The sequence below is a fragment of the Nostoc sp. DedVER02 genome (genome assembly GCF_034530675.2).
Taxonomy (GTDB): Bacteria; Cyanobacteriota; Cyanobacteriia; order Cyanobacteriales; family Nostocaceae; genus Nostoc.
Window position 1 is genome coordinate 11,542 of record NZ_JAVRCP020000012.1, and the last position, 20,275, is coordinate 31,816.

Annotated in this window: 14 protein-coding genes; 3 read left to right on the forward strand and 11 right to left on the reverse strand. The window is 39.6% G+C overall.

Annotated elements, in window-relative coordinates; translation table 11 throughout:
- Positions 1 to 76 precede the first annotated feature (76 nt).
- Positions 77 to 5,425 (forward strand): AAA family ATPase, encoded by a 5,349-nt coding sequence (locus tag RMZ41_RS13995; RefSeq protein ID WP_322642854.1) that lies wholly within the window; start codon positions 77 to 79, stop codon positions 5,423 to 5,425.
- Here the strand turns inward: RMZ41_RS13995 and RMZ41_RS14000 are convergent.
- Entirely contained in the window at positions 5,388 to 6,386 is a 999-nt protein-coding gene (locus RMZ41_RS14000) for a threo-3-hydroxy-L-aspartate ammonia-lyase (protein ID WP_322642855.1), read from the reverse strand. The genes RMZ41_RS13995 and RMZ41_RS14000 overlap by 38 nt on opposite strands.
- Before the next feature lie 342 nt (positions 6,387 to 6,728).
- Between RMZ41_RS14000 and RMZ41_RS14005 the strand changes: the two genes are divergently transcribed.
- Complete coding sequence (locus RMZ41_RS14005; protein WP_322642856.1) at positions 6,729 to 7,541, forward strand: SDR family oxidoreductase; 813 nt, start codon at positions 6,729 to 6,731, stop codon at positions 7,539 to 7,541.
- A gap of 371 nt (positions 7,542 to 7,912) precedes the next feature.
- On the opposite strand, the gene RMZ41_RS14010 is transcribed toward RMZ41_RS14005, so the two are convergent.
- Both RMZ41_RS14010 and aroF read right to left on the reverse strand, forming a co-directional pair.
- Entirely contained in the window at positions 7,913 to 8,875 is a 963-nt protein-coding gene (locus RMZ41_RS14010; protein ID WP_322642857.1) for a general stress protein, read from the reverse strand.
- A gap of 308 nt (positions 8,876 to 9,183) precedes the next feature.
- Entirely contained in the window at positions 9,184 to 10,284 is a 1,101-nt protein-coding gene (gene aroF, locus RMZ41_RS14015; protein ID WP_322642858.1) for a 3-deoxy-7-phosphoheptulonate synthase, read from the reverse strand.
- A 43-nt stretch (positions 10,285 to 10,327) separates the two neighbouring features.
- Here aroF and RMZ41_RS14020 point away from each other — a divergent pair, with 43 nt between their 5' ends.
- The gene (locus tag RMZ41_RS14020; RefSeq protein WP_322642859.1) at positions 10,328 to 10,549 is read left to right on the forward strand and encodes a hypothetical protein; all 222 of its coding nucleotides are present in this window, start codon (positions 10,328 to 10,330) and stop codon (positions 10,547 to 10,549) included.
- A gap of 78 nt (positions 10,550 to 10,627) precedes the next feature.
- Here RMZ41_RS14020 and trpD read toward each other — a convergent pair whose 3' ends face one another.
- The 8 genes from trpD to RMZ41_RS14060 all read right to left on the reverse strand — a co-directional run bounded on the left by trpD (position 10,628) and on the right by RMZ41_RS14060 (position 20,077).
- Positions 10,628 to 11,722 (reverse strand): anthranilate phosphoribosyltransferase, encoded by a 1,095-nt coding sequence (trpD, locus tag RMZ41_RS14025; RefSeq protein ID WP_322642860.1) that lies wholly within the window; start codon positions 11,720 to 11,722, stop codon positions 10,628 to 10,630.
- An 80-nt stretch (positions 11,723 to 11,802) separates the two neighbouring features.
- On the reverse strand, positions 11,803 to 13,032 hold the full coding sequence (gene trpB, locus RMZ41_RS14030; RefSeq protein WP_322642861.1) for a tryptophan synthase subunit beta: 1,230 nt from the start codon (positions 13,030 to 13,032) through the stop codon (positions 11,803 to 11,805).
- Positions 13,033 to 13,124: 92 nt separating this feature from the next.
- A complete protein-coding gene (locus RMZ41_RS14035) occupies positions 13,125 to 14,378 on the reverse strand; it encodes a tyrosinase family protein (RefSeq protein ID WP_322642862.1) in 1,254 nt (417 codons plus the stop codon).
- Positions 14,379 to 14,577: 199 nt separating this feature from the next.
- Positions 14,578 to 15,405, reverse strand: coding sequence for a tryptophan synthase subunit alpha (gene trpA / locus RMZ41_RS14040; protein WP_322642863.1), 828 nt, complete (start codon positions 15,403 to 15,405; stop codon positions 14,578 to 14,580).
- Between the two features lie 48 nt (positions 15,406 to 15,453).
- A complete protein-coding gene (locus RMZ41_RS14045) occupies positions 15,454 to 15,759 on the reverse strand; it encodes a hypothetical protein (protein ID WP_322734375.1) in 306 nt (101 codons plus the stop codon).
- Positions 15,760 to 15,783: 24 nt separating this feature from the next.
- A complete protein-coding gene (locus tag RMZ41_RS14050; protein ID WP_322642864.1) occupies positions 15,784 to 16,722 on the reverse strand; it encodes a zinc-dependent alcohol dehydrogenase family protein in 939 nt (312 codons plus the stop codon).
- Between the two features lie 269 nt (positions 16,723 to 16,991).
- Positions 16,992 to 17,825 (reverse strand): indole-3-glycerol phosphate synthase TrpC, encoded by an 834-nt coding sequence (gene trpC / locus RMZ41_RS14055; protein ID WP_322642865.1) that lies wholly within the window; start codon positions 17,823 to 17,825, stop codon positions 16,992 to 16,994.
- A 44-nt stretch (positions 17,826 to 17,869) separates the two neighbouring features.
- Positions 17,870 to 20,077 (reverse strand): anthranilate synthase, encoded by a 2,208-nt coding sequence (locus tag RMZ41_RS14060; protein WP_322642866.1) that lies wholly within the window; start codon positions 20,075 to 20,077, stop codon positions 17,870 to 17,872.
- Between the last annotated feature and the right edge of the window lie 198 nt (positions 20,078 to 20,275).

Consider the following 20,275-nt stretch of genomic DNA (forward strand, 5'->3'; position numbering starts at 1 on the left):
TAACCGACTTTAAAAATGTATTTATTATTTTCTGAAAATAGAACCTTCATTTCAAAATTTTATTTAAATATTACAAATGGTTACATTATTAAATTACCAAATTATAGAGCTAATTGATGAAGGAATAAAAACTTCCGTTTATCGAGCCAAGAGAAATCAAGATGGTCAAATAGTAGTTATTAAACTTTTAAAAACAGAATATCCCGAGTTAAGAGATATAGCAGGCTGCAAACATGAATATGAGCTAATCAAAAATTTGGATATCCCAGGAGTTATTCAAGCTCACAGTCTAGAAACATACAACAATGGCTTTGCCATTATTTTAGAAAACTTTGATGGAACTTCTCTTTATAAAAGTATTCATACAGAAAACTTTGAATTAAAAAAATTTCTCAATATTGGGATTCAAATTACCCAAGCTTTAGGTGAATTACACAAAAATCATATTATTCATAAAGATATTAAACCACAAAATATTCTTGTTAATTTAACAAACTGTCAAATTAAAATCATTGATTTTTCTATCTCATCATTGCTTTTTCAAGAAAAACCCAAACTCAGTAATCCTGATTTGCTTGAAGGAACTCTAGCTTATATGTCTCCAGAGCAAACTGGAAGAATGAATCGCTCAGTTGATTACCGGACAGACTTTTACTCTTTGGGTATAACATTTTATGAAATGCTCACAGGTCAGTTACCGTTTTCAGCAACTGATCCAATGGAGTTAGTTCATTGTCATATTGCTAGACAACCCATAACAGTAGAACAGTTAAAGCCACAAATCCCTCAAGTGATTTCTACAATTGTTATGAAATTACTCAGCAAAACTGCTGAGGAAAGATATCAAAGTGCTTTTGGGATTAAAGCGGACTTAGAAACCTGTCTCAATCAGTTAGAGCAAACTAATTCCATAACCAACTTTTCTATTGGTCAGCAGGATCATTCTAGCCAACTGCAAATTCCCGAAAAGTTGTACGGACGAGAGGCAGAAATAGATATCTTAATGACTGCTTTTGAAAAAGTTAACCAAGGAAATAAAGAATTAATATTAGTTACAGGTTACTCAGGTATTGGTAAATCAGCATTAGTTAACGAAATTCATAAACCTGTTATCAAGAACAGAGGTTATTTTATTACTGGGAAGTTTGAGCAATTTCAACGTAATATTCCTTATGCTTGTCTGATTCAGGCATTTCAAGAGTTAATGCAGCAATTACTGACAGAAAGCGAAGCACAATTAGCCACTTGGAAAGAAAAACTTTTAGAGGCTTTAGTCCCAAATGCTCAAATTATTATTGATGTTATTCCTGAATTGGAACTGATCGTCAGTAAACAACCAGAAGTACCACAATTATCTTCAGCAGAAGCCCAAAATCGCTTTAACTTAGTTTTTCAAAAGTTTATCAATGTATTTGCTCAAAAAGAGCATCCATTAGTTATATTTTTAGATGATTTACAATGGGCAGATTTAGCTTCATTAAAATTAATTCAGTTATTGGCTACAGATACTGATATTCAATATTTATTGCTCATCGGAGCTTATCGAGATAATGAAGTTGATACCAGTCATCCTTTAATGTTAGCTTTGCGAGAAATTGAAAAAAATAGTAGTTCTATCAAGATTGTTCACTGTCAAAATCTAGAAATTACTCATATTTACCAATTAGTTAGCGACACCCTAAAATCTGGTTTAGATGATTCTAAAGAATTAGCAAAATTAATTTTTAATAAAACTGCTGGTAATCCGTTCTTTATTAATCAATTACTCAAGTTTATTCATCAAGAAAAACTGCTTTGGTTTAATTTTAGCATTTGCAAATGGCAATGTGAAATTCAACAAATTCAAATGCTAGAAATTACTGATAATGTTGTTGAATTAATGATAGGTAAAATTCAAAAGCTCAAAAATACTACACAAAATATTTTAAAAATAGCTGCATGTATTGGTAATCGCTTTAATTTAAATATACTTTCTTGTGTTAACAAAAAATCTCAACATGACACAGCTTTAGATATTTGGGAAGCATTACAAGCTGGGTTAATTATACCTTTAAGTGATAGTTACAAGCTACCACATCTATTAGATGATGTTGAAATTTTTGCAATTGATTATAAATTTCTGCACGATCGCGTGCAACAAGCGGCTTATGGATTGATACCTGATGAGGAAAAAAAAGAGATTCATCTAAATATTGGGAGACTGCTATTAAACAATATAGACCAAAGTTTATTAGAAGAGAGAATCTTCGATGTTGTTAACCAGTTAAATATCGGTATTGAACTAATTAATTTTCCAGAAGAAAAATATAGAATAGCTGAGTTAAATCTTATTTCCGGGTGTAAGGCTAAGGATTCTGCTGCTTACGAATCTGCTGTAAAGTTTCTGAGGCAAGGTCTAAGTTTGCTTGCAGATGATTGTTGGCAAACCCATTATGAATTAACTCTCAAACTTCATGTAGAAACTGTGGAGACAGAGTACTTAAATACAAATTTTGAGCAAGCAGAATCATTATTTGTTAGCGTTATAAGTAATAGTAAAACTATTCTTGATGCTGTGAAAGTATATGAGAAAAAAATTCAGTTCTATGTTGCTCAAAATCGAATGCGAGAAGCATTAGATTTAGATTTGTATGTGCTAGAGATGCTGGGAGTTTCTTTATCTCAAACTCCACCAGCAGAGTTAACAATTGAAGAATTAGTCAATCTGCCAGAAATGACTGATGCTCATAAGCTAGCTGCCATGAGAATACTAATGACAGCTATGCCTCCCGCTTATTTAGCCGATCCTGCACTTTTACCACTGATTGCTTTTACAATGGTTGATTTGTGCATGCAGTATGGTAATTCATCTTTTGCAGCTTATGCCTATGGTTTTTATGGGCTAATTTTATGTGGGCCTCTTAAGGATATTGAATCAGGATATCGATTTGGTAAATTATCTTTGCTGATTTTAGATAAATTCAACGCTAGAGAAATTAAATCTAAAGTGTATGCATTATTTAATATTTTTGTTAGACATTGGAAAGAACATATTAAAGCAACTATAGAACCTTTACAAGATGGTGTTCAAAGTGGTTTAGAGACAGGGGATATTGAGTATGTAGGTTACAATGGATTGTTAGTTTGTTGGCATCCTTTCTGGGCTGGAGAAAATTTAGAGATTATTGAACAAAGACTAGAACAATATATTAATTTAGCATCTAAGATTCAACAAGAACATTTTACTATTTGTTTGCTAATTTTGCAACAAATGGTAATTGAACTAGTTCAAGGTCAGGATAATGAATTTTACTTAGAAGGTGATAGTTTTAATGAATCAGTAATGCAGAGAATGGCAGGGAATATTACAGCTATTTTTTATGCTTATCTTGCCAAAAGTATTTTGAGTTATTTCTTTAAAAATTATAGTCAGTCTGTTGAAAATTCTCAATTAGCACAACAGTATGAAGTTGCAGTTAGCGGGACTGTTTATCTATCTCAATATAAGTTTTATTATTCTCTAGCATTGTTGAAATTATGTTTAAATACTTCTTCCCGAACAGATAGAAAGTCTGCGATGGAGATAGTAGAAGAAAATCAAAAACAATTAAAAGAATGGGCTGATTATGCACCCGTAAATAATCAGCATAAATATGACTTGGTAGAGGCAGAAAAAGCACGATTTTTAGGACAAGCCTTAGTAGCGATGGAATACTACGATCGCGCAATTCAAGGCGCTCATAATTCTGGATATATTCATGAAGAAGCACTTGCTTATGAATGTGCAGCAGAATTCTATCTTAGTCTAGGAAGAAATGAATTTGCTTCGCTATACATGACAAAGGCATATTATGGTTATCGTCGTTGGGGAGCAAGTGCTAAATTTAAGGATCTGGAATTAAAATACCCAAAATTAATTGTTAAAGTTTCTCCTTCTACTCACTCAGAAGTAGGCTTGACAAGTAATACTATTACTACTTCTACTGCTAACGAAAAGTCAAGTAAACTAGATTTTATTACAGTTATTAAAGCATCACAAACTTTATCAGAAGTAATTTTATTGGAAAATTTGCTAGAAAAGTTGATGACAATTGTAATTGAGAATGCTGGCGCTCAAACTGGTATCTTGCTCCTAGATAAAGGAGGAAAGTTATTTATTGAAGCTCAAGCAACTGTCGATCAGGATGATTTAACTGTTGGTCAATCAATACCATTTGAAAATACTGACAAATTGCCTTTGTCTGTAATTAATTATATTACAAGAACAAAGAAAGATGTGGTTTTATCTGATGCCAGTAACGAAGGAAATTTTACGATAGATCCGTATATTATTGAGCATAAAATCAAATCACTTATGTGTACTTCTATTGTTAATCAAGGTAAGTTAATTGGTTTACTTTACTTAGAAAATAATTTAACAGTAGGAGCATTTACTTCGGATAGGATACAATTATTAAAAATACTATTTTCACAAGCAGCGATTTCCTTAGAAAATGCCCGACTCTACGCCAACCTAGAAGATAAGATAGAGGAAAGAACTAGGGAATTAAATGAAAAAAATGCCCGATTAAAGCAAACACTGCGTGAATTAAAATTAACTCAAACCCAACTTATTCAAACAGAAAAAATGTCAAGTTTGGGGCAAATGATTGCTGGGATTGCTCATGAAATCAATAACCCTGTAAGTTTTATTCATGGTAACTTAGATCATATTGAGCGATACACACAGGATTTACTGAGCTTAATTAATTTTTATCAAAATCTATATCCAAATTTAACTCCAGAGATCGAAGATTTTTTAGAAAATATTGATGTTGATTTTATTAAAGAAGATATACCTAAAACTTTATCTTCTATGAAAATTGGTACGGAACGTATTCGAGAAATTGTGCTGACATTGCGTAATTTCTCTCGGTTAGATGAGGCCGACATGAAAGCTGTTAACATTCATGAAGGAATTGAGAGTACGTTACTAATTTTGCAAAGCCGTCTCCAAGTAAAACCACATAAGTTGCCAATTGAGATTATCAAAAATTACGGTGATTTGCCAAATGTAGAATGTTATGCCGGGCAATTAAATCAGGTATTTATGAATGTTCTTAATAATGCAATTGATGCTTTGGAAAGGTCAAATCAAGGAAAAACAACGGAGGGGATTAAGAGTAATTATAGTGCGATCGCTATTCGTACCCAAGTAGTCAATCCTGATTTAGTTGCCATTTCCATTAAGGACAATGGGGTAGGGATGAGTGATAGTGTTAGACAAAGAATATTTGATCCTTTTTTTACTACTAAACCTGTAGGACAAGGTACTGGTTTAGGATTATCGATCACTTATCAAATCGTAGTAGACAAACATCAGGGTACAATTGAGTGCATTTCTACACCTGGAGAGGGTACAGAGTTGATCATTCAAATTCCTTGTCGGCAAAAACGGGTAATCTAGCATAAAGTGTACCTACTTGGGCCAAATCTACATTTCCACCACTGATGATGACACCAATCTTTGATTCTGGTGCTGTCACCACGCCTTCGAGTAAGGCTGCTGCTGCTAGGGCTCCGGTGGGTTCAACGACAATTTTTAGACGTTCCCATAAGAAAAACATGGTGCGAAGAATCGCTTCTTCAGATACCGTCACCATATCATCGACATAATGCAGCACTAAGGGAAAAGTAATTTTACCAAGGCTAGGAGTCCGCGCACCATCGGCGATGGTATGAGGATTTTTGACAGTTTGTAGGGTTTTGGTGTGAAAGGATCTAGTAGCATCGTCGGCAAGTATTGGTTCTACGCCGATTACTTTACAATTGGGTAAAAGTGCTTTGGCTGCGATCGCACTTCCTGATAGTAATCCACCACCGCCACAACAAACTAACAATAAATCCAATTCACCAACTTCTTGGATCAGTTCTAAAGCAGTTGTCCCCTGTCCAGCGACTACATGAGGATGATCGTAAGGGGGAATCAGAGTGAGAGAACGATTATCTGCTAAACTTTGGGCTAATTCTTCCCGGTTTGTGTCTTGGCGATTGTATAAAATTATCTCTGCACCATAACCACGAGTAGCAGTTTGTTTGACAATGGGTGCATCATCAGGCATGACAATAGTGGTGGGAATATTCAGGAGTCTACCAGCTAGAGCGATCGCTTGGGCATGATTTCCCGATGAATATGTGATAACACCTGTTTGTTTTTGAGCTTGCGATAGTTGCGTTAAGGCGTTGTATGCGCCTCTAAATTTAAATGCCCCTGTGCGTTGAAAGTTTTCGCACTTAAAGAATACTTGGCTATTGGTGCGATCGTTAACCGTTCTAGAAGTTAGCACAGGGGTGCGGTGGGCAATTCCCAAAATTCGCTCTTGTGCTGCTTGCACATCAGTTATATCAACAGAATTATGTTGTGGCATTAATGACAATATGTAAGAATTCAGGAGTCAGAATTCAGGAGTCAGAATAGTTAAAGAATCAAGAGAATATTTGAGTATACATATACCAAGCATACTGGATTTTTGCTAAATTCTGACTCCTGGGTGCTGAATTCTGATAACGATAGTAAATATTTTTGCTCTTGTTTATATAGATACAGATTTTTATATTTGCGTCTCTTATGCTTAATTAAAGCATACTCGTTTCAGGTGGATAGCATCATTTATTGTCTGCATAAAAGTAGCTACAGCAAACATTATATATTGCTGTAGTTAAATTTATAAAACTTAAATTAATTAACTCACCTTCGCCATTTTTCTAGCATGAATAAAACATCTGAAAGTCGGCAAAAAAAAACTGCTCTAATTACAGGAGCGGCTAGTGGGATTGGCTATCAATTAACCCAGATTTTTGCTCGTCATGGTTACAATCTGGTGTTAGTGGATAAAAATGAACAAAAACTTACTGAAATTATAAGTGAATTTCCGCAAAAATTTGGGATTTTTGTGAAAATTTTGGTTAAGGATTTATCTATTCCAACATCCCCAAAAGAAATTTTTACCGAACTCCAGCAAGAATCTATCAAAATTGATGTGCTAGTTAATAATGCTGGCTTTGGTACTTATGGAGCATTTAGCGAAACAGACCTCAGTGTTGAACTGCAAATGCTTCAGGTAAATATGGTGACTTTGACTCATTTAACAAAGTTATTTCTCAAGGATATGATTGAGCAAGACTATGGAAAAATCTTAAATGTCGCCTCAGCAGCAGCTTTTCAACCAGGGCCTTTAATGGCAGTGTATTTTGCTACTAAAGCCTATGTATTATCATTTTCAGAAGCGATCGCTAATGAATTAGAGGGTACGGGTGTTAGCGTGACTGTTCTTTGTCCGGGGCCGACAGCATCGGAATTTCAACAAACTGCTGCAATGGAAGATTCAAAGATTGCTAGCGTTAACAGAATGATGGACACGGAAACCGTTGCTAATATTGGTTATCGGGGTTTAATGAAAAATAAAACTGTTGTTGTTCCTGGGATGAGAAATAAGTTATTGACCGAAAGTGTCAGATTTACACCCAGAAATCTAGTTACAAAGGTTGTGAGAAGTATGCACGAACTCAAAAAAAATAGGTAGTTCGATATCCTATACTATTTTCAACTAAATCGCGGGAGTTACTTTTCTCTGACAACGAAGTGGATAAGGGCATCTACCTAAAACCAGATGGATTAGCCTAAAGACGGAGAATTTTGAAAGTATTGCTATATATAGGATTACTATTTGATTTTTGAACGAAATTAGGTATTGTAGAGGAGCCAGTGCGTTGCGGAGGTTCCCTCCGTTGTAGCAACTGGCGTTGTGTTAGAACGGAGTTCGTAACGCACTATTATCACGGGTTTGATGCCGGACTCTTTGCGCTCACATCCTACGGATATTTTCTCCAAATCAAACCGGATTCCTATATTTGTTTCTTTTAACAAAATTATTAAAATTTCCAGTACTCTTTTTCAAGAACGGATTAACATGGGGTCATAAACTTGACATTCATGAACTCCATAATTGCCAACAATTAAGCTAGCCTGTTCAAGCTCGTTGTCTGTGCCGCTAACAATAAGTATGTAATTACCGAGATTAATTTGCTCGTTGTAAAAGCGTGCCCAATCATCTGGTATTCCTAGCCTCATAGCGTCAAAACGCTCACTTAAATTAATATCAGTGGAGCCAACCAATTGAGAAAAATCTTTGCAAATTAAGGAAATCTGATTTGCTGAAAAACCTGCGACATACATATTGTTAATTGCGGCTTCAGCATTATCTATATTATCAAAACAACTAATAGCATACTTACTCAGAATCCCATTTTTATTAGGAATGGTAGTAGTAGAATTTGTTGTGCCCAGATAATTTGTAGGTAATTGCTCACTACTTAGAGGCTCGTAAATACCAAACTCTTCAATACCCCAACGCTGTAGAATTGCTTCTACTTTAGCAATTTCAAAAGATGTACAATCCACAATTATGAAATAGTGTCCATGCTCTACTCGCTCGTTGTATGATCTAGCTTGTTCTTCTGATATTCCCCAACCAACTAGCGCACCAGCAAAAGTGCCAGTAGCAGCACCAATACTTGCACCAACAAGGGTTGTAACCAAAGCAGTTGCAGCTGCGCCAGCGAGCATTATTGGCCCAACTCCAGGGATTGCTAAAGTCCCAAGACCTACTAATAAACCGGTTAAGCCTCCAACAGCGCCCCCTGAAAGTCCTCCTACAGTTGCACCTTCGTCGGCTTTATCAGCAGTGCGTTCTTTAATTTCATCATCGGCAATCTGATGATTGCGGTCTGCATTTTGGACAATTACAGATACTTTTTCCATCGTCAAGCCAGAATCTCTCAACTCATGTAGCGCCTGCTCTGCATCTCGACGATGAGTAAATACACCTACAACACGTTGATTTTGACTTAAAAGCATTATTACTCCTCGATCGCAGGGGAAATTAGTTTTCTACAAATGTAGTTTTTAATTACTTGTAATTTTAAACACAACTTTATTTAACTCGAAACTATCCTAAGTAATAAAAATCATTACGGTTAAGGCAGGAGACGCGATGAATCGCCGAATAATTAGACGCGATGAATCGTCGAATAATTAGACGCGATGAATCGCCGTCTCTACAATAATTAGACACTATGAAAACCCGACTAACAGATTCTTTTGTTTAGAAAATCTGTTGATCGGGTTTAGCCATTCATAAAAAATCAGCTTAGATTACGCTTTGTCTACTTTGATAGTTTTGAGGTGAAGAGAATGCGGTTGTCATTAATGCTATTAAATGCAGGTGTAGGCCAGCGATCAACTACTTTGCCCAGAATTGACATTTCTTGAACTAAACGGTCAAATTTATCAGGGGTGAGAGATTGCGGCCCATCAGATAAAGCTTTTGCGGGATTGGGGTGAACTTCAATCATCAAGGAATCTGTACCAGCTGCGATCGCAGCCATTGCCATCGATGGCACATATTCTGACCTACCAGTACCATGACTAGGATCGATCATAATCGGTAAATGGGTCAGCGATCGCAATACCGGAAGCACTGATAAATCTAAAGTATTGCGGGCATATTTGCCATCAAAGGTTCTGATTCCTCGTTCACAAAGAATTACATTTGGGTTTCCAGATGCCAAAATGTATTCTGCTGCCATTAACCACTCGTCAATTGTGGCAGACATTCCCCGCTTCAGCAGCACGGGTTTATCTTGAGCGCCTACCTTTTTCAGCAGCGAGAAGTTGTGCATATTTCGCGCCCCGATTTGGATTATGTCAGCTGTTTTCGCCACTGCTGATAAATCCGCAGCATCCATCAGTTCTGTGACGATACCTAAACCAGTAGCTTCCCGCGCTGCTGCTAATAAATCTAAAGCGCTTTCACCATAACCTTGAAAAGCATAAGGTGAAGTGCGGGGTTTGTAAGCTCCACCACGGAGAAATTGCGCTCCTGCTGCTTTAACGCGCTTTGCCGTTTCGACAATCATCGCTTCATTTTCAACGGAACAAGGCCCAGCTACGATTACGATCGGGTGATGTTCGCCAAAATAAACATTACCGTTAGGTGTAGATACAACAACCTCGCTGGCTTCTCCATCTCTGAATTCTCGGCTTACCCGCTTAAAAGGTTGTTGCACTCGTAATACTTGCTCAATCCAAGGGCTAAATTCCTGAACCTGCAATTTATCGATGCTAGTAGTATCGCCAATTAGCCCCAGCACAACTTTATGAGTGCCAATGCTTTTTTCTACTGTGACTTTCCAAGTTTCATTCAGTTCTTGGCTGATGCGAGTAATTTCTTCAGCAGGTGTACCGTTCTTAAGTATGATAATCATCTGTTTTTCCTTGTGTATAGTTTGTGGACGTAAAGGCTAATCATTGCAGGTCGATGCATTGGCATTGCAGGTTAATGCATTGGCATTGCAGGTTGGTGTATTGGCATTGCAGGTCGATGCATTGGCATTGCAGGTCGATGCATTGGCATTGCAGGTCGATGCATTAACATTGCAGGTCGATGCATTGGCATTGCAGATCAACGCATTGGCATTGCAGGTCAACGCATTGGCATTGCAGGTTAATTGCATTGGCATTGCAGGTTAATGTATTGGCAGCTTTAGAAAATTTGTCTGTACATCGTAGCCTCGTAAAAGAGGAAGGCTGGGTAGAGGAGAGATTCGTCTAGCGCAAAAATTCAGCAAGTTGTTCTAGTTTTGTCCAAGCCGCGCCGCTTTGCAGAATTTCCTTCGCCAGGACAATACCTTTAACACAACCAACTAAAATATCCGTTTCTCCATGAATGGCTTCACCAACTTGGAGTGCTAGGGCTGTATTTAAAGCAACAACATCTTGCTGCGCTTGCGTGCCTTTACCTTGAAGAACTGCCTTCAAAATTTCGGCATTTTCTTGGACATCTCCACCGCACAATGCCGTTGTGGGTGCAAAACTTAAACCAAGTTCTTGAGGGTTCAGCGTTAGAGAACGCACCTTTTTATCTTGGAGTACAGCTAAGTCAGTCACATCTGCTAAACCAGCTTCATCTAAACGTTCGCGTCCATGAAGTGCGATCGCTTGTTGACATCCCAATTGTGATAAAGCTTGAACAATTTCCTCTAGTAAAAGCGGATCGTTCACACCAATAATTTGCCCTGTCGGTCGCATGGGATTTACTAGCGGGCCGAGTAAGTTAAAAACAGTCCGCACTTTCAAAGTTTTTCGCAAAGTTGCGATCGCTTTGAGTGCAGGATGCCAACCGGGAGCAAACAAAAAGGTGATTCCAACTTCACCCACTGCGGCTTGTACTTTTTCAGGAGTGGCGTTGAGATTTATCCCCAAAGCTTCCAGCACATCAGCTGAACCAGTCTTGCTAGATGCTGAACGATTGCCATGTTTGGCAACTTTTACCCCGGCGGCAGCAGCAACAAAGGCGACAGCCGTGGAGATATTAAAGGTGGAAGCACCATCTCCGCCAGTTCCGCAAGTGTCAATTAGGGGAGACGCGATTAATCGCGTCTCTACAGGAGGGGATTGGGATTGTAAGACGCTGGCCATGCCTACTAATTCTTCGGCTGATACGCCTTTGGCTTGAATTGCGGTTAAAATCGCTCCTGATAAAACATGAGGGATAGAATCTGTGAGCCAACCTTGCATCAAATCGGCAGCTTGGGAAACCGTCAACGATTGCCGATTTAGCAACTGCTGCAATAAAGCTGGCCAGTTGTAGAACTCAGAAGGGATGGCGATGTTTTCGGGTGGAGTTTGAGTTACAGCTATCATAATTGGGCATGGGGCATGGGGCATTGGGCATGGGACATAGGTCATTCACCAAGGACAAATGACAAATGACAAATAACAAATTAAGGAATCAAAACTTTTGCGACGGTTTGCACGTCTTTATCACCTCTGCCGGAACAATTGATGACAATGCGGGGACTGCCTTCTAACTCAGGGCAAAGGGTTTCGAGATATGCGATCGCATGAGCAGTTTCCAAAGCTGGGATAATTCCCTCTAGTTGCGAGAGTCTTTGAAATGCATCTAAGGCTTGTTTATCAGTCACACTGTAATATTCGGCGCGGCCAAGATCCTTTAAATAACTATGTTCTGGGCCAACACCGGGATAATCTAATCCGGCACTAATTGAATGAGCTTCGATAATTTGACCGTCATCATCTTGCAGTAAATAGCTCATTGCACCATGCAATACACCTATTTTCCCCTTTGTCAAGGTGGCTGCGTGTTTTTCTGTATTTACACCTTCACCCGCTGCTTCGATTCCAATTAGACGCATTGAAGGTTCATCGAGAAATTCATAGAACAAGCCGATGGCATTGGAACCTCCACCCACACAAGCCAGTAAAATATTTGGTAATCCTCCCCATTTTTCCTGCGATTGAGCGCGAGTTTCAATACCAATTACCGCGTGGAAGTCACGGACAATCATCGGGTAAGGATGAGGCCCGGCAACCGAACCAAGGATGTAATGGGTTGTTTCTACATTCGTCACCCAATCCCGAATTGCTTCGGAAGTTGCATCTTTGAGAGTTCCCGTACCTGCCTCTACTGGATGAACTTCTGCCCCCATTAATTTCATCCGAAACACGTTCAGGGCTTGGCGTTCCATATCGTGGACACCCATGTAAATCACACATCTCAAACCAAACCGCGCACATACAGTTGCAGTTGCAACCCCGTGTTGTCCTGCACCTGTCTCGGCAATAACCCGTTGCTTACCCATGCGTTTAGCGAGCAACACTTGAGCTAAAGCATTATTAATTTTGTGAGCGCCTGTATGATTTAAATCCTCACGCTTTAAATAAATTTGTGGCCCTGTGCCATCTGGTCGAGCGTAGTTTTTTGTCAAGCGTTCAGCAAAATATAGTGGGCTGGGTCGTCCGACATAATCACGCAGTAAGTTTTGCAGTTCTGCTTGGAAACTCGGCTCGTTGCGATATTTTTGAAACGCTGCTTCTAATTCACTTAATGCAGGCATTAAGGTTTCTGGAACGTACTTACCGCCAAATCTTCCGAATCTGCCCAAAGAATCTGGTTGAATAGTTGCAGTCTTGATGTCTTGGATGCTTACCATTGTTTAAAATCCTTTTATGTTCGAGTATTTTTGACTTTCGTTCTAATTTTTTGGGGAATTCCAGAAAAGAAATTATCCAATTCTGAACTTCACTACGACTTTCCCTCCCCCTGCTCCCTGCTCCCTGCCCTTTTCCTTTCCCAGGTTTCGTAGGTATAACCCAGTTCCTTGTGATTCAAAACGTCTATAGGGCGTACCAAATCTTTAGGGTTAAATTTTGGTAATAGGGATAGTAAATTTCCTAATGCCGTAGCTTTGGGGGTAGACATTCCGCCGTCCCAAGGCCACATTAGGTCTTTAAGATTGTGACCGTAAGGCTGACCATCGGCAGGATAAAAATCGCTACCTTTATGACCGTTTTCTTGCCATTGGGCCCAGAGGCGGTCTACGTTGGCATGATGCAACCAAAACACTGGATCGTAAGGGGAACTTGGTATATTGCTCATAGTTCCCAAACCTTTAAATGTTATGGGTGTTGTACTCACGTCTATCTGCGCCCCACCCACTAAACCATGAATGTAATTGTGAATGAATCCTCCGGGGGTGACATTACCCTGCTCATCTACAGAGATAAATCCTTCCAATGCAGGGCGAAATAGAGAATAGTCATTAAGACTCAGCGCACGCTCAACATCTTTTTTGGGCACTGGATAATCAGTAGCAGGAGGTACTTTCAGAAAGCGTACAAGTGATGTCCCTAATGATGTTCCGGTATCTGGGTCAAGATTTAATTCTGGATTCAGAATCCAGCCATAAGCAGCAGCAAAAGCCCCTGTTTGTACAGGCCCGCCTGTAAAATCTCCCTGATTTGGAATTTTGATGGTTTCTCCTTGACCGTTAGAACCAAGAAAGTCATCGTTAAAAACTACATCAAGTGATTTGGGGTCTGTCCAATCCCAGTATGGCAGAGTTACAGTTCGGTCTACTGCTTGCAAAGCTTGTTCAAATCTGCGGATATATTCTCGATGCCAAGGGAAAAATGCAGCATTTTCATGAGCAAGTTCTTGAACGGAACCATTGGAATGTCCTTGATGATTATGAATCAAGCGTGTTGCCCCAAGATGTATAGCAACGAATTGGTCGTAAATACTGACCTTGCTACCTGGGGGAATTATAGTTTTTAAGGTTTTGATAGCCTTGACGAAGGCTGTTTTCTCTGCTGGTGTCAGGTCAGTTACGTTCTTTCTTACAGCTAATTGAGCGTATTGCCCCCGAAGATTTTCATACCTATAGTCTTTGTCTTGTCTGTAGTCAATGCGATCGTGGGCGAAGACTGCAAGGGCACAGGTGGTAACTATAAGTAAGCTATAAATGAATATTTTGACAGATTTCAGCAGAAATTTCATGGTCTTAATGGAGCAGGGAGCAGGGCTTTGTTGGGTTTCACTCCGTTCAACCCAACCTACGAATCTTTCTTTGCGACCTTTGCGCCCTTTGCGGTTCGTTATTCTTTATCGAACCACAGAGGCAAGGCAGCGCGGTCTTGGGGGTTTCCCCATGAGCGACTGCCGCGCAGAGAACGCAGAGACAGGAAAGAGAGCTTTTTTACTTTGCGGAAACAACTTGTTGCAGGGATACTGGGGTAATTGCTGTTTTAAGTTCCTGACAAAGCTTTTCTACTGCTTGTAATCTTTCGGTTGGGCTACCTTCGGCTAACCGTTTGACAAAGGCACTACCAACAATCACGGCATCTGCTCCCCATTCCATTACTTGATGCGCTTGTTCTGGCCCGGAAATACCAAAACCAACGCCGATGGGTTTGTCGGTGACGCTTCGCAAATCTGTAATTAAATCTTTTACGCGGTCTTGGATTTGAGCGCGGATACCTGTAACGCCTGTAACACTTACCAGGTAGATAAAACCCTGAGATTGACGAGCGATCGCTAAAATCCTATCTTTAGAACTAGTAGGTGCTACAAGCAAAATTACCTCAATCTCAAAAGAGGCAGCAGTTTGGATTAATTCTTCTGCTTCTTCTAAGGGCAAGTCTGGCACTACCAAGCCTTGCACCCCAGCAGTGGCAATTTGCGCCAAAAATGTCTTAATACCCCGGTGCAAAATGGGATTGTAATAAGTAAATAGAATGATTGGCGCTTTCAAGGTAGGAGTTACACCTTCCAACATCTCTAATACTTGCTCTAATTTCGTGCCTTTTTGTAAAGCGCGAGTTGCGGCTGCTTGAATTACAGGCCCATCTGCGAGAGGATCGGAGTAGGGAATGCCCAACTCGATGAAGTCAGCGCCGTTGCGATCTAAGATACGTAAAGCTTGGGCAGTGGTTTCTAAGTTAGGATCGCCTGCTGTGATAAAGGGGATTAAAGCACACTGTTGGCGATCGCGTAAACTTTGAAAAGAATCAGAGATAGAAGTCATTTTGAAAAATAGTTAATGATTAGTTAATAATTTTGAAAGAATCAACATTTAGGAATTAGCGATGTTCACGCTATATTTTTTGTCATTGAGGCTTTTAGCTCCTTTAATGAGGCTTTTAGCTCCTTTAATGAGGCTTTTAGCTCCTTTAATGAGCCTTTTATCTCCGTTAATGAGGCTTTTATCTCCTTTAATGAGGCTTTTATCTCCTTTAATGAGCCTTTTATCTCCGTTAATGAGGCTTTTAGCTCCTTTAATGAGCCTTTTATCTCCTTTAATGAGTATCAAAGCTTCATTATTTAAGGTTGGAGATTCTAGTAATAGGTAATGGTTTACAGAAAGGCGCAAATTAACCATGAGCGATAAACCATAAACATTAATTTATACAACCTGTACAACAATCTTGCCGCGTACAGCCTCGCCGCCTTCTTCAAGCGTTTGATGTGCTTGGGCTAGCTGATGAAATCCAAAAGTCTTCTCAACAACGGGTTTGATTTGACCTCGTTCAATTAAGGTTCTTAGAGCATCAAGCTTGGGGCGGGTTTTATCTAAGTGGACAAAATGGATAGTAATATTTTTGAAGATAGCGATATTAAAGTCACCTGCAACTCCTGTGACAGTAACAGCGCGACCTTCAGCCTTTGTAACAACCAAACTTTTGGCTAAAATTTCACCGCCAACAGTAGTAAAGGTTACATCAACTCCTTTACCATTGGTTTCCTGCATAATAATGTTGATAAAGTCTTCTTTGCGGTAATCTATCGCTCTATCTGCACCTATGGACTTGACAAAATCGGCATCATAACCGCCGCAGGTTGTATAAACGTAAGCGCCTGCCGCTTTAGCTATTTGAATGGCGAATGTGCCGACACCACCAGCACCACCATGAATCAACACGGTTTCACCAACTTTGATATTTGCTCTAGTGATGAGTGCAGCCCAGGCTGTACCCCCTGCCACAGGTACGCTAGCAGCTTCTAAATGAGATACATTTGTGGGCTTTTTGGCAATAGTTGATTCATTTGCGACATGATACTCCGCATTAGCACCGCCGCCTTCATCATGTGCGATGGAATAATAAACTTCGTCACCTACCTGAAAATCTTTAACATTTTCGCCAACTGCCTCAACGACACCGGAAACGTCAAAGCCCAGAATTGCAGGTAGTTTAACCCTTGGGCCGAAAATTCCTTGGCGCATCCCGCAGTCTGCGGGGTTGACTGAGGTGGCATAAACCTTAACTAAAACTTCGTTGTTCTTTGGTGTCGGTTTATCAACTTCGGTTTCTGTAAAGACTTCTGGGTTTCCGAAGTTTGTCATTACCATCGCTTTCATACAATTGCCTCAAAGCAAAATAAATAGGGAAAGGGTTAATGGGGAAGGGAAAAGGGAAGAAGTATTTTTTTACCTTTAAATTTCCCCTTAACCCGTCTTCTGCATGAAGCCTGTTTTGGCAAAGATCCTTCCAGGGGTCTTAGAAAGCGATACGATTCAGTTAAGGTTTAACTCTTTATCAAAGTAATTTTTTTAACGAACCGCGAAGGCGCAAAGAACGCGAAGGAAGAGAAGAAAGAAATACTCGTATTGTTTTAGAGAGGATCGAGTGTTAGTAAAGTACGCACAGCTTGTTCTACATCGCTTTGTTTGACTAAAGACTCTCCGACTAAAACCGCACGCACACCAGCTTCAGCAACAAGAGATAAATCAGCAGGTGTATACAGTCCTGATTCACTGACGACGGTGATATCTAAGCTTTGCAAATATTGCTGGCGCTGTGCTAAAAGTTGCTGGGTTATTCCTAAATCAACCGTAAAATCTTCTAGGTTGCGATTGTTGATTCCTACTAAATGTAAGTCGTCAAGCTTAAGAACTCTATTTAATTCAGCCAAGGTATGGACTTCTACCAGTGCAGTCATGCCCAAATCATGAATTACTTGCAGAAAGTTTTGTAATTCTTGGTCTGATAAAATAGCGGCAATCAACAAAACTGCATCTGCACCTGCTGTCCGTGCTAGATAGATTTGATAGGGGTCGATGATAAATTCTTTGCAGAGTAGGGGTAATGCAATCTGCGATCGCACACGCCGCAGATTGTCAAAACTGCCCTGAAAGAACTTATGATCGGTGAGGACTGATAGACAAGCTGCACCGCCTCGTTCATAAGCTAGAGCGATCGCAATTGGATCAAAATCTGCCCGAATAATCCCACGGCTAGGTGATGCCTTTTTTACCTCGGCAATTAAGCTAGGTTGGCTAGGATTTTGTTGTAAAGCAGCTAAGAAATTTCGGACAGGTGGAGCCGTAATTAACTGCTGCTGCAAAGAAGCTAAAGGAAATTCCTCCTGCATCTGTGCAACTTCTTGCCTTTTATGCAACACAATCTCTTCAAGAATATGACGGGAAGCGGTGACTTGGTTAGTCATAATTTGTTAGTAGGGGAGCAGGGAGAATAACTAATGACCAATGACTAATGACCAATGACTAATGACTCTTTAGTTGTATATGCACGCACCACGTTTTTAATGATTTCCAGACCGACTTCCCCCGCTAGAGTCATGATTGATTCTGGATGAAATTGAACGGCGGCGATGGGAAGTGTCTGATGTTCAATAGCCATAATTACGTTGTCATCAGAAATCGCTGTCACCTTCAGTTCTTTGGGTAAATATTCGGGGAGAGCAAATAATGAGTGATATCTACCCACGGTAAAGGATTCTGGTAAATTCTTGAAGGTAACGGAATCGGAATCAGTAACGAAAATCCGTGAAGATTTCCCATGTTGAGGATAGTTGAGAACTCCCAATTGTCCATCAAAAGCTTCAACGATGCCTTGCAGCCCTAGACAAACTCCGAAAATGGGAATTTTGCGATGAAGGATAGCACCGACAGTTTGAGGAACCCGAAAATCACTTGGTCTACCAGGCCCGGGAGATAAAACAACTAAGTCTGGGCGTTCTGTATCGAATAATGATTCCGAGAAACCATGACGGAGTGTGGTGACGCTTGCACCAGTTTGGCGAATGTAATTAGCTAATGTATGAACAAAAGAATCTTCATAGTCTATTAGTAAGATGCGTTTGCCACCTTCTGCACAAGGTAGGATTTTAGTTGATTTTTTAGAACTGGATTCATCAATTTTCTGACTGCTTTGCTTAACACGGCGAATTGTTTCAAATAAAGCAGCCGCTTTGGTGATTGTTTCTTGTTCTTCTGCTTGGGGTATGGAGTCATAAAGAACAGTAGCACCGACTCGCACCTCAGCAATGCAATCTTTTAATCGGATTGTCCGCAGAATTAAGCCAGTATTTAAATTCCCATTGAAGTTTAAATAACCGACTGCGCCACCATACCAACGGCGGGCGCTACGTTCATGCTGTTCAATAAAATCTATTGCGGCTTTTTTAGGTGCGCCGGTGACTGTAACCGCCCAAGTGTGGGAAAGAAAGGCATCTAAGGCATCAAATTGCGATCGCAGTGTTCCTTCAACATGATCGACTGTATGAATCAGGTGGCTGTATAATTCAATTTGGCGACGACCAATGACTTGTACTGAACCAGGTTCGCAGATTCGGGATTTGTCATTGCGATCAACATCAGTACACATGGTCAACTCAGCTTCATCTTTGTGAGAGTTGAGTAACTGACGAATTTGCACCGCATCATCAAGAGCATCTAGTCCCCGGCTAATAGTGCCACTAATAGGACAAGTTTCTACCCGCTTCCCTTCAACTCGTACAAACATTTCTGGAGATGCGCCAATCAGATATTCTCCACCTAAATTAAAAATAAACCCATAAGGACTAGGATTTATATCCTTTAAAGTTTCAAATAATTTACTGGGTTCATCTTCATAGCCTTCAAAAAAGTTTTGGCTAGGAACAACTTCAAATAAATCGCCTCTGCGGAAATAATCGAGTGCAGACTCAACTTTTTTCCCATATTCGCCTACTTTATGGTCAGCAGTTTGATTTGGGAGAAGATGTTTTCCACGATAATCAACAGACTCACCTGTTCGAGGTAAATTCTTTGTACTACCGTGCGGTGTTTCAAAATCATATTGCAAGCGAAATGCGCTTTGTTGATAGTAATCAACAACTATCAATTCATCAGGCAGATAAAGCACCAAATCGCGCTGATCTGTAGGACGTTCTAGACGTTGGGTAATTGGTTCAAACTGAAAAACTAAGTCATAACCAAAAGCCCCATACAATCCTAAATGCTCATCTTCTTGGCTAGAAAAAGTGTGGAGAATTTCACGGACGACTGTAAATGCTGAAGGTTGCTTACTGCGTTCTTCTTCAGTAAATAATCTCTTACTAGTACTAGCTTTAATAAAACCGACAATACTATTATTGTCTAGAATAACTTTCTCAAGTTGAATTGAGTTGGATAAACACTCAAATAGTAATGGTAGAAGTACTTGACCGCGTTCATTCAACGCTATCAAATTGAAAGCATTTTCTTGTGTACTTAATTCCAATGGTGGATTGACAAATCCGATAGCCCATCTTTTATATCTGCCTGGATATTCGTAGCTGCTTCTTAGCAAGCCGCCACGTTGAGAATTTAAGTGAAACAGAATATCTTCGAGAGCGGTGTCCATCTTCACTTCGGTGATGGAGCGATAAACACTTACGCCACCAAGGGTTTTGTAAGAACGGGAATTAAAAATCATAGGTAATTCCTTTGTAAAATTTATTAGTCATTGATCAAAAGCTATTAATGGTTATTAGTAATTGTTTATAGAAAAATAACAAATTAAATATTTGATATCAATCTAAAGCAGCCTATTTAAATTTACGGATTATTTGTGAAAAAGGTAATTAAAAACTTTTTACTTCTTATTTAAGAGTACTAGAGATCAAGCAAATAA

Coding starts and splice junctions, on each gene's coding strand:
- RMZ41_RS13995 (WP_322642854.1), top strand. CDS start 77: ATGGTTACATTATTAAATTACCAAATTATAGAGCTAATTGATGAAGGA.
- RMZ41_RS14000 (WP_322642855.1), bottom strand. CDS start 6,386: ATGCCACAACATAATTCTGTTGATATAACTGATGTGCAAGCAGCACAA.
- RMZ41_RS14005 (WP_322642856.1), top strand. CDS start 6,729: ATGAATAAAACATCTGAAAGTCGGCAAAAAAAAACTGCTCTAATTACA.
- RMZ41_RS14010 (WP_322642857.1), bottom strand. CDS start 8,875: ATGCTTTTAAGTCAAAATCAACGTGTTGTAGGTGTATTTACTCATCGT.
- aroF (WP_322642858.1), bottom strand. CDS start 10,284: ATGATTATCATACTTAAGAACGGTACACCTGCTGAAGAAATTACTCGC.
- trpD (WP_322642860.1), bottom strand. CDS start 11,722: ATGATAGCTGTAACTCAAACTCCACCCGAAAACATCGCCATCCCTTCT.
- trpB (WP_322642861.1), bottom strand. CDS start 13,032: ATGGTAAGCATCCAAGACATCAAGACTGCAACTATTCAACCAGATTCT.
- RMZ41_RS14035 (WP_322642862.1), bottom strand. CDS start 14,378: ATGAAATTTCTGCTGAAATCTGTCAAAATATTCATTTATAGCTTACTT.
- trpA (WP_322642863.1), bottom strand. CDS start 15,405: ATGACTTCTATCTCTGATTCTTTTCAAAGTTTACGCGATCGCCAACAG.
- RMZ41_RS14045 (WP_322734375.1), bottom strand. CDS start 15,759: ATGGTTAATTTGCGCCTTTCTGTAAACCATTACCTATTACTAGAATCT.
- RMZ41_RS14050 (WP_322642864.1), bottom strand. CDS start 16,722: ATGACAAACTTCGGAAACCCAGAAGTCTTTACAGAAACCGAAGTTGAT.
- trpC (WP_322642865.1), bottom strand. CDS start 17,825: ATGACTAACCAAGTCACCGCTTCCCGTCATATTCTTGAAGAGATTGTG.
- RMZ41_RS14060 (WP_322642866.1), bottom strand. CDS start 20,077: ATGATTTTTAATTCCCGTTCTTACAAAACCCTTGGTGGCGTAAGTGTT.